Source organism: Neisseria sicca 4320 (genome assembly GCF_000193735.1).
GTDB classification, from domain to species: domain Bacteria; phylum Pseudomonadota; class Gammaproteobacteria; order Burkholderiales; family Neisseriaceae; genus Neisseria; species Neisseria sicca_E.
Window position 1 is genome coordinate 1 of sequence record NZ_AEPF01000045.1, and the last position, 14,079, is coordinate 14,079.

A 14,079-nucleotide genomic window follows, 5' to 3' on the forward strand; every position below is an offset into this window, starting at 1 on the left:
AAGGAAAATGAATGTCCATTCGACTGTTGTCTGATTTGGATTGTTGGATAGCGGATTTCGCGGACGAAGCCTACTCTACTTGAGTTATCCTAAGCCTGCATTGATTGAATAAACAAGGTCGTCTGAAAACGGGGGTAGAACGAGTTTCTCTAAAACTCAAATCTCAAAGTTTTCAGACGACCTTGTTTTGACCTGCAACCTGCCCCCTCTCCCGGCTGGCGGGAGAGGGCTGGGGAGAGGGTGGCTCTGCGAGCTATACGAATTTGATTTTACCTAAACCCATAAAGCCACTCCCATCCTAACCTTCCCCGCCGGACGGGGGAAAGGGACAAGTTGCCGTTGCAGCAACGAGTAGCGTGGGCTTTGCCCACGAGATTAATAAAAATTAGATAGTTATCTGATTCGGATTATTGGATGATGGATTTCGTGGGCGAAGCCCACGCTACGGGTTTGGTTTATCTCAAACGTTAATTGAATAAGACCCGCATCATTGATAAAAAGGTCGTCTGAAAACCTAAATCTTAGGGTTTTCAGACGATCTTTTTTAATGAAATCAATCACTAAATTTCAAACAACACTTATCCCAATAACCATCGCACGGTTTTTCTCAATTTGAAATCTGACTTCATAATCCGCAATATTCATGACGTAAATCCGTTCAGGAATATTCTGATAGGCAGGACGCGGGTCTTGGGCAATGCTTTGGCCGATGAGGTTTTTGGTGCTTTCAGATAAATTTTCTGCACCGATGTTTTCCAGCCATACGACTTCAAGTTCTTCAGGTTTGCCGCTGACGAAGCCGGATGATGCGTCGGGTTTGGATTCGACAAAGGGGATGTAGGGCTTGATGTCGACAATCGGTGTGCCGTCCAGCAGGTCTGCGCCACTGCAATAAAGGCGGACGGGTTTGCCGGTTTCGATACGGTCGAGCTTTAACAGCGACAGTCCGAGATGATTGGGGCGGTGGGGGCTGCGTGTGGCGAATACGCCCATTTTTTGTTTGCCGCCGAGCCTCGGTGGGCGCACCATTTGTGCCCAGCTTTCATCCAATACGCCGTGAAAGATAAAACTTATCCACACATAATCGAAGTGTTCCAATCCGCGTACGCTGTCTGCGGTAAATTCGGGATTCAGCTCGATGCAGACTTCTGCGGCAGGGACCAAACCAGGCTGGCGGGCGACGCCGAATTTCTGTTTGTAGGGCGAGCGGGCGGTGGCGATGGGGACGATGGTGTAGGTCATGAGGATTGTGGACAAGTTTTTCGGAAAAACGTTATCTTATCACAGCCGGTTTTACCGCTTTTGGGCAGTAATTTGTTATAATACAGGGCATTTTAATCGTGTTGAAATGATGAGATGATTGTTTCCATTGATGTCGATGCACAAAAAACTTTCACGCCTTTGTGTCCTGACGAGCTGCCTGTGAACGAGGGGCATTTGATTGTAGAAGAGTTGAATGCCCAAGCTGCTTTGGCGGATTTGCGCGTGATGACGAAAGATGCGCATCATTCGGCAGCGAAATGGCTTGTGGATAACCCTGTTGATATGTTGAAACCGACAGGATTGCCCGATGCGGATTTGACTTGGGTGGCCCATGCGATGGTCGGTACGCGCGGCTATGAATTGTTGGACGGGCTGCCTTCTGCCAAGGAATACGATTATTGCGTTTGGAAAGGCATTGATCCTGAATTGCATCCTTACGGCGCGTGTTTTCACGATATTGAGGAAAAACTGAGCACAGGGTTGATTGAATGGCTGCGTTGTCAAAATACGGATACGGTCATTGTCGGCGGCTTGGCTACGGATTATTGTGTTAAAACAACGGTTTTGCAGTTACTCAAAGGCGGCAATTGGCAGGTTATCGTCAATGAAGCGGCTTGTCGGGGCATTGCGCCGGATACGATTGAAACTGCATGGCAGGAAATGCGTTCTGCCGGTGCAATGATCTTAAAAAACGCCGAAGAAATTAAAAAATATATTAATAATCAATAATTTATAATTGTTTCACGTGAAATCCCTTACTGAATATGAAAATTTTGCTTGTCCGCTTGTCCAGTATGGGCGATTTAATTCACACTTTGCCCGCAATTGAAGATTTAGCGCGACAATGCCCTGATGTGGAACTCCATTGGTTGTGTGAAGCCGGATTTGCGGATATTGCGCGCCTGCATCCGTTTGTGAAAAAAATCCATGTGATAAAATGGCGGCAATGGCGCAAACATCTCTTTCAGGCAGAAACTTGGCAGGAAATAGGTCGTCTGAAACAGGCCTTGCGGCAGGAAGCATTTGATTTTGTATTGGACAGTCAAGGTCTGATTAAAAGCGCGTGTTTCGCCAAAATGGCAAAATCCCCTATTTATGGTTTGGATAAACACAGCGCGCGCGAGGGGTTGGCTGCGTTGGCGTATGCGAAAACATACGCTGTACCCAAAGGTAAAAATGCCGTTTGGCGCAACCGTGAGCTGTTCGCCCAAGTCTTTGGCTATGCGATGCCTGAAACGCAGGTATTTGGTATGACCGTTCCCGAAGCAGGTGGTCTGAAAAACTTAGAGCAGCCGTATTATGCGGCTTTGCACGCGACCAGCCGGGACAGTAAATTATGGTCTGTAGAAAATTGGCGAGCGTTGCTGCAAAAATTAAATGAAGAACAACAATGCAACGTTTACCTGCCATGGGGAAATGAAACTGAAAAGACGCGTGCCGAACAGATTGCAGACGGACTGCCGTTTGCCATTGTGTGCGACAAAATGAATTTATTGCAGGCGGCGTATCTGTTGAAACACGCGGTCGGAATTGTCGGCGTGGATACCGGTTTGCTGCATTTGGCAAATGCTTTGGAAAAACCTGTGGTCGGTATTTATACAGATACCGATCCGATTAAAACAGGCGTTCAAGTTTCGGCTGTTGCAAAAAATTTAGGCAATATCGGGCAGATTCCGACTGCAGATTTGGTTTATCAAACGTTGATGGATTGTGTTGCAGCAGACAAAGGCTAAAAGGTCGTCTGAAACTGATATAGCGCCTGATATTTTCCAGTTTGTTGAGTGTAGGAATGTATATCTACCAGCCTGAGTAAATGCTTTAAAAATGGTATAATCGGCAAGCATTATCCGAAAGATTTCTGAATGAATTCGTTTTTAAAAAAAACGGATTTGATTTTATAGGGAAGAAGGTTTGGCTATCGCTTGATAGCGAGAGCAGCGTTCTTTTTAGGAGAATTCAATGAAAGCACTGGTCGCAGTAAAGCGCGTAGTGGACTACAACGTCAAAGTTCGTGTAAAAGCCGATGGGTCGGATGTGGATATCGGCAATGTCAAAATGTCGATGAATCCGTTTGACGAAATCGCAGTGGAAGAAGCCGTCCGTTTGAAAGAAGCCGGAAAAGTAAGCGAAATCGTAGCGGTTTCTTTGGGCGAGAAAAAATGCGAAGAAACGTTGCGTACCGCTTTGGCGATGGGTGCCGACCGTGCGATTCATGTTGAAACCGATGCAAAATTGGAGCCGCTGGCAGTTGCCAAGCTGCTGAAAGCTGTTGCGGGCAAAGAAAATCCGCAAATTTTCTTTTTGGGCAAACAGGCGATTGATGATGATGCCAACCAAGTGGCGCAAATGCTGGCAGCTTTGCTGAATGCGGCGCAAGGTACGTTTGCCTCCAAAGTACAAATTGAAGGCGACGAAGTACAGATTGTGCGCGAAATCGATGGCGGTGAAGAAACCATAGCATTGAAACTGCCTGCTGTCATCAGCGCTGATTTGCGTTTGAACGAACCGCGCTTTGTCAAACTCCCCAATATTATGGCGGCAAAGAAAAAACCTTTGGAGAAAATGGCTCCTGCCGATTTGGCTGCCGACATTTCACCTCGTCTGAAAACGGTGAAATTCGCCGAACCTAAAGCGCGTCAGGCAGGCGTAAAAGTGGCAAGCGTTGCCGAATTGGTTGAAAAATTGAAAAACGAAGCCAAAGTGATTTGAGGAGACTGAAATGAGCGTATTGATTATTGCCGAACACGACAACAAACAGTTAAATCCTGCCACTTTGCATGCTGTTACCGCTGCCGCCAAACTGGGTAAAGTCGATTTATTGGTTGCCGGAAATAGCGCATCAACCGTAGTGGAATTCGCGAAACAAGTAGCGGGTGTTGATAAAGTTTTGGTTGTAGATGCTGCCCATTATGCCGAAGGTTTGGCTGAAGAACTGGCTCCGTTGGTTGTCAAATTGACAGCGGATTACCGCTATGTTGCAGCAACGGCAACCACATTCGGTAAAAACCTTTTACCTCGCGTAGCAGCCTTATTAGACGTACCGCAAATTTCTGATTTGACTGAGATTGTGGATAACAAAACTTTTGTACGCCCCATTTATGCAGGTAATGCATTTGAAACCGTGCAAGCCGATTCAGAAAAATTGGTGCTGACCTTCCGTGCAACGGCTTTTGACGCAGCATCGGCGCAAGGTGGGAATGCTGAGGCGGTTAATGTTGAAGCTACTCCTGCCCAAAACCTGAGCCGTTTTGTGAACCGCCAGCTTTCTCATTCCGATCGTCCTGAGTTGACTCAGGCAAAAGTGATTGTTTCCGGTGGTCGTGCGCTGGGTAGTGCGGAGAAATTTAATGAAGTGCTGACACCGTTGGCGGATGTTTTAGGTGCGGCAATCGGCGCATCCCGTGCGGCGGTTGATGCCGAATATGCGCCGAATGATGTTCAAGTCGGACAAACCGGTAAAGTCGTTGCACCGCAGCTCTATTTTGCAATCGGTATTTCAGGCGCGATTCAACACGTTGCCGGTATGCAAGACAGCAAAGTGATTGTCGCAATCAACAAAGATGCCGATGCGCCGATTTTCAATGTGGCCGATTACGGATTGGTTGGCGATTTATTTGAAATCGTTCCACAATTAACAGAAGCATTGAAAAATTGATGTTTCACGTGAAACGTTCAGACGACCTTGTTATTCATGAGGTCGTCTGAAAACATTTCAGCATGATTACGACTTATAAAACCATTACTTCCCCGACGCAGACTGAGTTTAAAGATAAAGGCAGCCGTTTTATCGCATTTGCCTATCCGATTCGGACATTGGCTGATGTGAAAAAATACCTCGATCCGTTAAAGGAAGAGCATCATAAAGCGCGACACTGGTGCTATGCCTATCGTTTGGGTGTGGATGGCATGCAATTTCGCGCCAACGATGATGGAGAGCCGTCAGGAAGTGCTGGGCGACCGATTTTGGGACAGATTGATTCGGTGGGTGTAACCGATGTTTTGGTCGTTGTCGTGCGCTATTTCGGCGGTACGTTATTGGGTGTTCCCGGTCTGATTCATGCATACAAAGAGGCAACGGCTCAGGCGTTGGCGGTTGCAGAAGTGGTTGAAAAGAATATTGAAAAAACTGTTTGGCTGAAATGTGAATATCCGTTTTTGAATGAAGCGATACGCATCGCTAAACAATATCAGGCGGATATATTGGAGCAGGATTTACAGTTGGATTGCCGATTGACGGTAAGTTTGTCGTTGGCAAATTATGAGGCCTGTGTTTCGGCTTGGAAGAATACGCGGCAGATTGAGGTAAATACAGAAAAACCTTTTGAATAAAAAGGTCGTCTGAAACAGCTTGCAGCATGGTATTTCAGACGACCCTTTGAATTTAAGCTTCTTGTGTATATCTGTCCAAGGCATCGACGCTGGAGCGTAAATATAGCCAGGCTAATTGATGGAATTCGCCCAGCGCGTTCCATAACGCATCTTCACTCATAATGCTGTATTCGCCTTCCGTGCGCAAATCCAGTTCTGCCCCATCTTCAATAGCCTGATGACACGCCTGATATTCGTGGGTATAGAAATTATCCATATCGCGGATCAAAGCGACGGCATGTTTCCAGCGTTTTAGGTCTTCTTCCAATTGCGGTAGCAAATGACACCATTCGCGGTATTTGCTTTGGATTTCATCAATACGTTTTTGCATGGTTGCTTGTCCTTTTTTAATTTGTGAATAAGTTGAATAGGTTGCATAGTGAAATGAAGTGGTCTTTGTTTGATTCCACCAAAATTTCTTCAAATGGGACAAAAGTCCCCTATGTCGAGTTTTCGTTAAAAGTACATATTTGTCAAGGAGATGGGATGAAACTGCTGGTTATCGGTAATGGCGGTCGCGAACACGCGCTGGCTTGGAAATTGGCGCAGTCGCCTAAAGTGGAAACAGTATTTGTTGCACCCGGTAACGCGGGTACGGCGATTGAACCCAAGTTGCAAAACATCGCCTTGACTGCGCATCAGGATTTGATTGAATTCTGCCGTAAAGAAAATATTGCTTTTACCGTCGTCGGTCCTGAAGCGCCTTTGGCGGCGGGTATTGTGGATGATTTCCGTACTGCAGGGCTGAAAATTTTTGGGCCTACACAATATGCGGCCCAGTTGGAAAGCTCTAAAGATTTCGCCAAAGCATTTATGGCGAAATACAATATTCCGACCGCACAATACCAAACCTTTGAAAACGCCGATGCTGCACACGATTACGTTAATCGAAAAGGTGCGCCCATCGTCGTCAAAGCCGATGGTTTGGCGGCAGGTAAAGGCGTGATTGTGGCGATGACTTTGGATGAAGCGCATGCTGCCATTGACGATATGCTGCTGGGCAACAAAATGGGCAATGCCGGCGCGCGGGTTGTGATTGAAGATTTCCTGCAAGGAGAAGAAGCGAGCTTTATCGTCATGGTTGATGACAATCATGTGTTGCCTATGGCGACCAGCCAAGACCACAAGCGTCTTTTAGACGACGATAAAGGCCCGAATACGGGCGGTATGGGCGCGTACAGTCCCGCGCCTGTGGTAACGCCCGCCGTGTACGAGCGCACGATGAACGAGATTATTTTGCCGACCGTAGCGGGTATGAAAGCAGAAGGGCATGAGTTTACCGGCTTCCTGTACGCAGGTTTGATGATTGATCAAAGCGGCGCACCCTATACGATTGAGTTTAACTGCCGTTTCGGCGATCCCGAAACCCAGCCGATTATGAGTCGTCTGAACAGCGACTTGGCGGATTTGGTCGAAGCAGCAATAGACGGCAAACTCGATAGCGTAACCGCAGAATGGAATCCGCAAACTGCCGTAGGAGTGGTGCTGGCGGCGCAAAATTACCCTGAAACGCCCAAAAAAGGCGATGTTATTTCCGGTCTGGATGCTGCCAACCGAATCGGCAAAGTTTTCCATGCAGGCACAACGGCAAACGAGAAAGGCGACGTATTGACCAACGGCGGACGCGTATTGTGTGTCGTAGGATTGGGCGACGATGTGACTCAAGCCAAAGCCAAGGCGTATAGCGCATTGGAAAAAATCAGCTTCGACGGCATGCAATATCGTAAAGACATTGCCGACAAAGCCATCAACCGTTAATCAAAGAAATAGGTCGTCTGAAAACATGATTGTGTTTCAGACGACCTTCCCTATCATGCTATTCCCCAGAATCCTTTCAGCTTCGACGCTTCGCAAGCTGCAATCCCATCTTAAAAAAGGCGGCTTGGTCGCCTATCCTACCGAGTCCTGCTACGGCATAGGCTGTATCCCGACCTTGCCTAAGGCACTCAACCGATTGATTCATCTGAAAAAAAGACCGCAACATAAAGGCATGATTGTCATTGGCAACCAATTGGAGCAATTACAGCCCCTGCTCAAAAGGTCGTCTGAAAACATTCAAACCATGCTCAAAAACGAATGGCCTGCGCCCAAAACCTTTCTGCTTCCAGCGGCTGCTGACGTTTTACCCGCATTGCGCGGAAAAAGACGCAGCAAACTGGCTGTCAGGGTTCCTGCCCATGCAGGTGCGCGCCGCTTGTGTCAGGCTTTGAAAACGCCTTTGGTCTCGACTTCGTGTAACCGCGCAGGCAAACGCGCGTGTAGAACGGAGCGGGAAGTGAGAAGACAGTTTGGAAGGAATGTATGGGTAGTCGGCGGTTTAATCGGCAAACAAAAGTCGCCGAGTCAGATTATTGATGGGGAAACAGGTGTTCGCTTGCGTTAGAAATCGGATGGATGGGATGAGTAGGAATTGTGGTTTGAACTATAGTGGATTAAAATTGCAATGATACGGCGTTGCCCACGCCCTTATGTACTATCTGTACACGACGGGCGTTGCCGCCTTGTCTCATTTTTATTTTAATCCACTATAATAAACCGCGTATTCAATAAAATGTGGATAATCCTGAATATAACTTTCCCGAAAAAACTAAAAAAGGTCGTCTGAATCCCCATATTCATGGTTTTCAGACGACCTTTTGATTTGACTATCTTGTGGATAAGTATGTAGATAAGTTGGGCATCAGAGCTTGCTGCCGCATACGGCTTCGAATTGTTTTTCGGTAATCGTACCGTTCATCACGCTCATCGGGCGGATATTCGTCGCCGTGTAGCTGTGTTTGGAAATTTCTTTGCCGTGTTCGTCGAGGAGCTGCAAAGCGGTCAGGCGGTAGGTTTTGTTGGTGCAATGGATTTCCCAGTCGCCGATGGCGGTTTTGTAGGCGGGCGTGTTGACGAAGCGTTCTTCTTTCATCTTTGACACGGTTTTTCTATCGCGGAAAGTGACCAAAGTGCCGTTTTTCTTGATGCTGTTTTTATCAATCGCCACTTTGATATTGCCTTCGGAAATTGTGCCGATGTTGTCCCAGTTGCCGCTGACGCCGCCGCTTGTGGTCGTAGTCGTTTGACAGGCACTCAAAAGCAGGGCTGCGGATAAAGTCGAAATAAGGGGAAAGTGTTTGATGTTCATAAGTTTCGGTTGCTTAGGATAAATTATTAGACTGCCGTATTATGCGCGAAGACGGCGGGGCAGTAAATCGGCTTTGCAAAGTCTTAAAACCGCCAAAAAATGAAAAGGTCGTCTGAAAACAGGTTTTCTAGTGGATTTACTTGAAACCAGTATGCTGCCGCCTCGTATGAGATTAAAGAGAACGGTTTTCCGTTGTAAAGCAAAGAGTGAACCAGTTTCCTACTATCTGCATTGTCGGCGGTTCCGCCATCTTGTCTCAATCACAAATCAATCCACGATACCCAACCAAGCATAACCCGTTTTCAGACGACCCCATATGGAGAACTCAAATATCCCCCATGCAGGCAGTGTCTAAAACCGCTAAAATAACGCTTTTCCCTCCCTACGGAACCATCATGCCCCAGCCTTCCGCCCAACAGATTCTGCACGAAGTATTCGGCTATCCCGAATTTCGCGGCAAGCAGGAGGCTGTCGTCAATACATTGGCAGGCGGCGGAAGCCTGATGGTATTGATGCCGACGGGTGGGGGCAAGTCGTTGTGTTACCAAATTCCCGCGCTGATGCGCGAAGGCGTCGCCATTGTCGTTTCGCCACTGATTGCCCTGATGAACGACCAAGTGGCGAGCCTGCACGCCGCAGGCATAGAAGCAGCGGCAGTCAACAGCAGCACAACGGTAGAAGAAGCCCGCGAAGTGGCGGACAAACTCGCCCAAGGTCGTCTGAAACTGCTCTACGTCGCACCGGAGCGGCTGGTTACCGACCGATTCCTACGTTTTCTTGATCAGCAAACCATCAGCCTTTTCGCCATAGATGAAGCACATTGCGTCAGCCAATGGGGGCATGATTTCCGCCCCGAATATCAGCAATTAGGGCTGCTTGCCGAACGCTATCCGCAAGTGCCGCGCATTGCCCTGACTGCGACCGCCGATGCGGCGACCCGCGCCGACATTAAACATTTCCTCCATCTGGAAGACGCGCCCGAATTCATCTCCAGCTTTGACCGCCCGAATATTTATTATCAGGTTATCGAAAAAAACAACGGCAAAAAGCAGCTTCTCGACTTCATCCGCAAAGAAATGGAAGGGCAAAGCGGCATCGTCTATTGCTTAAGCCGCAAAAAAGTCGAAGACATCGCCCAATTCCTCTGCGAAAACGGATTGGACGCGATTCCCTACCATGCCGGCTTGAGCATGGAAGTGCGCGAGGCAAACCAACGCCGTTTTACCCGAGAAGACAACATTATCGTCGTCGCCACCGTTGCCTTCGGCATGGGCATAGACAAACCGGACGTGCGCTTCGTTGCCCATCTCGATATGCCCCAAAGCGTCGAACATTTCTACCAAGAATCCGGCCGCGCCGGGCGGGACGGGCTGCCTGCCGTGAGTTGGCTGTGTTACGGGCTGAACGACTGGGTATTGCTGCGCGAACGTATTGCCGAAGGCAACAGCGACGAAGTGCAGAAACAAATCGAAATGCAGAAGCTCGATGCCATGCTTTCCGTCTGCGAAACCGCCGCCTGCCGCCGCGTCCTGCTGCTCAAGCATTTTGGCGAAGAATCTGCTCCCTGCGGACATTGCGACAACTGCCTGCATCCGCCCGTACGCTTCGACGGTACCGTCCTCGTACAAAAGCTTCTCAGTTGTGTGTATCGCGCCGGACAACGCTTTGCCGCCGGCTATATCACCAACCTTCTGCGCGGTAAAAGTGACGACTGGATACGGCGCAACGGTCACGACAAACTCTCCACCTTCGGCATTGGCAGCACGCAAACCGACAAAGAATGGCGCAGCGTCATCCGCCAGTGCATCAGCCTCGGCTACCTCACCGTCAACACCGCCCAATATCAGGCATTGCAACTGACCGAAGCCGCAAAAAAAGTCCTTAAAGGCGAAACCGAAGTCATGTTGCGCCCGCTGCGCCGCGAAAAAGCTGCCACTCAAAAGCCCAAAGACAACTGGCTGCGTACCGAACGCGAAGAACGCCTATGGCAGGCATTGCGGCATTGGCGGCAGCAGCGTGCTCATGCCGAAGAAGTCCCCGCCTACGTCGTCTGCGGCGACAAAACCCTGCGCGACATCGTCGAAAAAATGCCGAAAACGCTGGAAGATTTGCACCAAATCTACGGTTTGGGCGAAGCAAAAATCAACAAATTCGGCATCGACATTCTCAATGTCTGCGAGAACGCAGCCGAAAACCAAAGCGGACAAACGACGACCAGCGAAGAACCCCCATTCATCCCTCAAACCGAGCGCGAACAGCAATTACAGCAAAAGCTGGAAACCTGGCGTGCCGAGCAGGCAGCCTCCAAACAATGCGCCTTGGGCAAAATCCTTTCCAACATCAGCCTGACCGATCTTGTCGTCCTCACGCCCGCCGAAGAAGCCGATTTACTCGGTATCTACGGCATAGGCAGCGAAAGGATTGCCCAATACGGGCAGGCAATACTCGACATCTGCCGCCCCTACGCAGACGGGCTTTCCGAGCCGAAACAGGCAGAACGCCAGCTCGCCCGCCGCCTGTTCCAATGGTGTCTCGACACCGCTCGATATGAAGGCGGAGAGATGCACGCCGTCGCCAGAAAACAGACTTTACGCGCCATCGCCAAAGCCTGGCCGCAAACCCTGACGGCGCTTTCTAAAATAGACGGCGTGAGCGGGGAATGGCTGGACAAATACGGCGAGGAAATCATAGAAATCTGCACGGCGGATTGACAATCAAAAAGGTCGTCTGAAAACCCCGTAAAAGGTTTTCAGACGACCTATTAATACTGCTTCAGTATCTTAGCCAATCCCAATAAAATAATTTATCTTCCGACCCCTATTGGAAAGGCGAAAAAATGGCAACCGAACCGAAATTATACACGATTTAGAAAATAATCTCAAATAAAACAATATATTAAAACTCAAACAACTCTTTCCCGAAGCCTTTTGCGAAGACCAAATCGACTTTAAAAAGCTCAAACTCGTCTTCGGCGCCGAAAACCTTGCCGGCTCGGGCGAACGTTATCGACTCGATTGGGCGGGCAAAACGGACGCCTATCTCAATCTCCAAAGTCCTAATTCCCGCACCTTCGCTCCCTGCAAAGAAGAATCCGCAGATTTCGACGGCACGCAAAACGTGTTTATCGAAGGCGAAAATCTCAAAGCACTGAAAATCCTGCAAAAATTCTATGCCGTCAGCGTAAAGATGATTTACATCGACCCGCCCTACAACACCGGCAGCGATTCCTTTATCTATCCCGACAAATTCTCCGAGAACTGCGAAGAATACGCCCGCCGCGTAGGCGATACCGACGACGCGGTCTAACTGAAGCGCGACGGCGTATTCCAAGGCGCGACGCCGTTTGAGATTTTGCAGATTTATTTTCTCAACCTGTGGTGTAAACGACGCGACGATTGCCTACATCGGATTTCAGACGATGTTTTATATGCCTCTCCTTACACAACCGCAGGAGCGACGGCTTTCACATAATTCAACGCGATAAACTGCTTTTCAGGATCAAGCTCGGTGATTTTGAGCAGGACTTGCGATTTGGGCAGCGCGTCGAACGGGATGCCGGTGGCGCGGGTTACCAGCGGCAGGCCTTCGATGCGGACGAGGTCTTCTTTGAGGATGGTCGCGGTCAGCTCGCTTGTGCCTTGCTGTTGCAGGTACACGAGGCTCCAGTAAGCTTCCATCTGTCGTTGGAAATCGGCATAGGCGGTGTAGGCGGTGTCGAAATCGCGCAGGGCGGCGAAGAGTTCGGCATCGCTTTGCCGGAAAAGTGGCTCGGCGGTGTCGTCTATCAGGCTGAGAAGTTGTTTTTGGTTGATGTAGTCGGCGGCGCGGCGCAGCGGCGAGGTGAACCAGCCGTAATGCTGTACGCCCATGCCGATGTGCGGCTCGGATTTGGTGCTCATGCGTACTTTTCCGGCGGGTTGGACGCGGAATAGGCCGGGCAGGTCGTTGTCATGGAGCATCTGCGCCCAAGTGCTGTTGGCGAGTATCATCATTTCGCTGACCAGCATATCGATGGGCGAGCCGCGTTCGCGGCGGACGACGGAGACTTTGCCTGCTTCATCCAATTCGATGCTGTAATCGTATTGCGGCGCGCGGTCGGGTTCGTATTTGCCGCGTGCTTTTTGCAGGGCGACGGCGAATTGATAGAACCAAATCAGGTCTTGATGATGGGCGAACATCATTTCGCCGGCTTCGTCCAAGCCGGTTTCGGCGTTGAAATGCGGCTCGATGGTTTGGATGCGCAGATTTTCGGCGATGTTGACGGTTTCGATTTTGCAGGTCGGCTCGCCGACGTTGAACTCGCTGTCCACATCAAAATAAATGCTGACGGCAGGACGGTACGCGCCCGCATCAAGGCTGAACGCGGCAATCCAGTTTTCGGGCAGCATGGTGATTTTGCCGCCGGGGAAATAGACCGTGCTCAAGCGTTCCATGATGTTTTTTTCCATTTTGTCGCCTGGTTTAATGGCAAGCGACGGCGCGGCGATGTGGATACCGACGCGTTTCGTGCCGTTGCCCAAGTCGGTCAGGCTTAAAGCGTCGTCCACTTCGGTGGTCGATTCGTCATCAATGGAAAAGGCGCTAACGTCGGCCTTGGGCAGGTCGGGCATTTCCGGAAGCGGAAGGTCGGGAAAGCCTGTTCCTTTGGGGAAGTATTTGATTTCAAAACCGTCTTGCAGGTATTGCGGAATGGACGTAATGCCGCCTGTTTTTTTCGCCAATTCGTAGGCGGAGGTTTTCAGCGCGTCGGCAGCTTTGGTAAAGGCTTTGTAGGTCAGCGACTGCTTGTCGGGCGCGTGCAGGATGGTTTTTAAATCCGCCGCGATTTCAGACGGCATCTCGCCGCGTTTCAAGGCTTCCGCCCAAGCGTCGATTTGCGCGTCTTGCTGTTTTTTGCGTTCGATGGCGGCAAGTGCTTGTTTTAAAGTTTCTTCGGGCGCGGCTTTGAACACGCCTTTGGCTTTTTTGTAGAAATACATCGGCGCGGTGTAAAGCGCAATCAAGGTCGCCGCCAGCTCGGTTTTGGTCGGTGCATGGCCGTAATATTCTTCGGCGATGGCTTCGGCGGAAAATTCTTCTTCGCCGCATACTTCCCACAATAAATCGGTGTCAATGTCCGCCGCCTGCGCCTGCGCGTTCTCCAAAAATGCCGCCATATCGCCGTCGAATTCGGCAAAGACATTATTCGCCTTCACTTTGGTGCGTTTGCCGTGTTGGGTATCGACTTGGTAGGTGGCGTCGTTTTTTTGGACGATGGCGGCGACTTTGAATTGGCCGGACTCTTCGTAAAAGATATTCATGTATTGCTGCTGTCAGGTTGA

General features: G+C 49.6%; 12 protein-coding genes and 1 pseudogene. 9 read left to right on the forward strand and 4 right to left on the reverse strand.

What is annotated here, in order from left to right:
* Nucleotides 1-567 precede the first annotated feature (567 nt).
* A complete protein-coding gene (gene tsaA, locus NSCA4_RS0103440) occupies nucleotides 568-1,242 on the reverse strand; it encodes a tRNA (N6-threonylcarbamoyladenosine(37)-N6)-methyltransferase TrmO (RefSeq protein ID WP_016686837.1) in 675 nt (224 codons plus the stop codon).
* Between the two features lie 114 nt (nucleotides 1,243-1,356).
* Here tsaA and NSCA4_RS0103445 point away from each other — a divergent pair, with 114 nt between their 5' ends.
* The 5 genes from NSCA4_RS0103445 to NSCA4_RS0103465 all read left to right on the forward strand — a co-directional run bounded on the left by NSCA4_RS0103445 (nucleotide 1,357) and on the right by NSCA4_RS0103465 (nucleotide 5,592).
* Complete coding sequence (locus NSCA4_RS0103445; RefSeq protein ID WP_016686838.1) at nucleotides 1,357-1,992, forward strand: nicotinamidase; 636 nt, start codon at nucleotides 1,357-1,359, stop codon at nucleotides 1,990-1,992.
* 35 nt (nucleotides 1,993-2,027) lie between these two features.
* Nucleotides 2,028-2,996, forward strand: a complete 969-nt coding sequence (waaC, locus tag NSCA4_RS0103450) for a lipopolysaccharide heptosyltransferase I (protein WP_016686839.1) — start codon at nucleotides 2,028-2,030, stop codon at nucleotides 2,994-2,996.
* A gap of 226 nt (nucleotides 2,997-3,222) precedes the next feature.
* Nucleotides 3,223-3,972 carry an electron transfer flavoprotein subunit beta/FixA family protein gene (locus NSCA4_RS0103455; RefSeq protein ID WP_016686840.1) on the forward strand — a complete coding sequence of 250 codons (750 nt, stop codon included), beginning with the start codon at nucleotides 3,223-3,225 and terminating at the stop codon, nucleotides 3,970-3,972.
* A 10-nt stretch (nucleotides 3,973-3,982) separates the two neighbouring features.
* Nucleotides 3,983-4,918, forward strand: coding sequence for an electron transfer flavoprotein subunit alpha/FixB family protein (locus tag NSCA4_RS0103460; RefSeq protein ID WP_016686841.1), 936 nt, complete (start codon nucleotides 3,983-3,985; stop codon nucleotides 4,916-4,918).
* 62 nt (nucleotides 4,919-4,980) lie between these two features.
* Complete coding sequence (locus NSCA4_RS0103465) at nucleotides 4,981-5,592, forward strand: IMPACT family protein (RefSeq protein WP_016686842.1); 612 nt, start codon at nucleotides 4,981-4,983, stop codon at nucleotides 5,590-5,592.
* Between the two features lie 52 nt (nucleotides 5,593-5,644).
* On the opposite strand, the gene NSCA4_RS0103470 is transcribed toward NSCA4_RS0103465, so the two are convergent.
* Nucleotides 5,645-5,962, reverse strand: a complete 318-nt coding sequence (locus NSCA4_RS0103470; protein WP_016686843.1) for a DUF4298 domain-containing protein — start codon at nucleotides 5,960-5,962, stop codon at nucleotides 5,645-5,647.
* Between the two features lie 155 nt (nucleotides 5,963-6,117).
* On the opposite strand from NSCA4_RS0103470, the gene purD reads away from it, so the two are divergent.
* Both purD and NSCA4_RS0103480 read left to right on the forward strand, forming a co-directional pair.
* Nucleotides 6,118-7,389, forward strand: a complete 1,272-nt coding sequence (gene purD / locus NSCA4_RS0103475; protein WP_016686844.1) for a phosphoribosylamine--glycine ligase — start codon at nucleotides 6,118-6,120, stop codon at nucleotides 7,387-7,389.
* Nucleotides 7,390-7,444: 55 nt separating this feature from the next.
* Nucleotides 7,445-8,014, forward strand: a complete 570-nt coding sequence (locus NSCA4_RS0103480; RefSeq protein ID WP_029609487.1) for an L-threonylcarbamoyladenylate synthase — start codon at nucleotides 7,445-7,447, stop codon at nucleotides 8,012-8,014.
* A gap of 297 nt (nucleotides 8,015-8,311) precedes the next feature.
* Here the strand turns inward: NSCA4_RS0103480 and NSCA4_RS0103485 are convergent, their stop codons facing one another.
* Nucleotides 8,312-8,758: a surface-adhesin E family protein gene (locus tag NSCA4_RS0103485; RefSeq protein WP_016686846.1), complete on the reverse strand. Its 447-nt coding sequence runs from the start codon at nucleotides 8,756-8,758 to the stop codon at nucleotides 8,312-8,314.
* Between the two features lie 395 nt (nucleotides 8,759-9,153).
* On the opposite strand from NSCA4_RS0103485, the gene recQ reads away from it, so the two are divergent.
* Nucleotides 9,154-11,469 (forward strand): DNA helicase RecQ, encoded by a 2,316-nt coding sequence (gene recQ, locus NSCA4_RS0103490; protein ID WP_016686847.1) that lies wholly within the window; start codon nucleotides 9,154-9,156, stop codon nucleotides 11,467-11,469.
* 181 nt (nucleotides 11,470-11,650) lie between these two features.
* Nucleotides 11,651-12,061 (forward strand): annotated as a pseudogene (locus NSCA4_RS15980) (site-specific DNA-methyltransferase); the annotation flags it as partial.
* A gap of 134 nt (nucleotides 12,062-12,195) precedes the next feature.
* Here NSCA4_RS15980 and NSCA4_RS0103500 read toward each other — a convergent pair.
* Nucleotides 12,196-14,058 carry a ribonuclease catalytic domain-containing protein gene (locus tag NSCA4_RS0103500; RefSeq protein ID WP_016686850.1) on the reverse strand — a complete coding sequence of 621 codons (1,863 nt, stop codon included), beginning with the start codon at nucleotides 14,056-14,058 and terminating at the stop codon, nucleotides 12,196-12,198.
* Nucleotides 14,059-14,079: the final 21 nt, after the last annotated feature.

Coding starts and splice junctions, on each gene's coding strand:
- waaC (WP_016686839.1), top strand. CDS start 2,028: ATGAAAATTTTGCTTGTCCGCTTGTCCAGTATGGGCGATTTAATTCAC.
- NSCA4_RS0103500 (WP_016686850.1), bottom strand. CDS start 14,058: ATGAATATCTTTTACGAAGAGTCCGGCCAATTCAAAGTCGCCGCCATC.
- NSCA4_RS0103445 (WP_016686838.1), top strand. CDS start 1,357: ATGATTGTTTCCATTGATGTCGATGCACAAAAAACTTTCACGCCTTTG.
- recQ (WP_016686847.1), top strand. CDS start 9,154: ATGCCCCAGCCTTCCGCCCAACAGATTCTGCACGAAGTATTCGGCTAT.
- NSCA4_RS0103480 (WP_029609487.1), top strand. CDS start 7,445: ATGCTATTCCCCAGAATCCTTTCAGCTTCGACGCTTCGCAAGCTGCAA.
- NSCA4_RS0103460 (WP_016686841.1), top strand. CDS start 3,983: ATGAGCGTATTGATTATTGCCGAACACGACAACAAACAGTTAAATCCT.
- tsaA (WP_016686837.1), bottom strand. CDS start 1,242: ATGACCTACACCATCGTCCCCATCGCCACCGCCCGCTCGCCCTACAAA.
- purD (WP_016686844.1), top strand. CDS start 6,118: ATGAAACTGCTGGTTATCGGTAATGGCGGTCGCGAACACGCGCTGGCT.
- NSCA4_RS0103465 (WP_016686842.1), top strand. CDS start 4,981: ATGATTACGACTTATAAAACCATTACTTCCCCGACGCAGACTGAGTTT.
- NSCA4_RS0103470 (WP_016686843.1), bottom strand. CDS start 5,962: ATGCAAAAACGTATTGATGAAATCCAAAGCAAATACCGCGAATGGTGT.
- NSCA4_RS0103455 (WP_016686840.1), top strand. CDS start 3,223: ATGAAAGCACTGGTCGCAGTAAAGCGCGTAGTGGACTACAACGTCAAA.
- NSCA4_RS0103485 (WP_016686846.1), bottom strand. CDS start 8,758: ATGAACATCAAACACTTTCCCCTTATTTCGACTTTATCCGCAGCCCTG.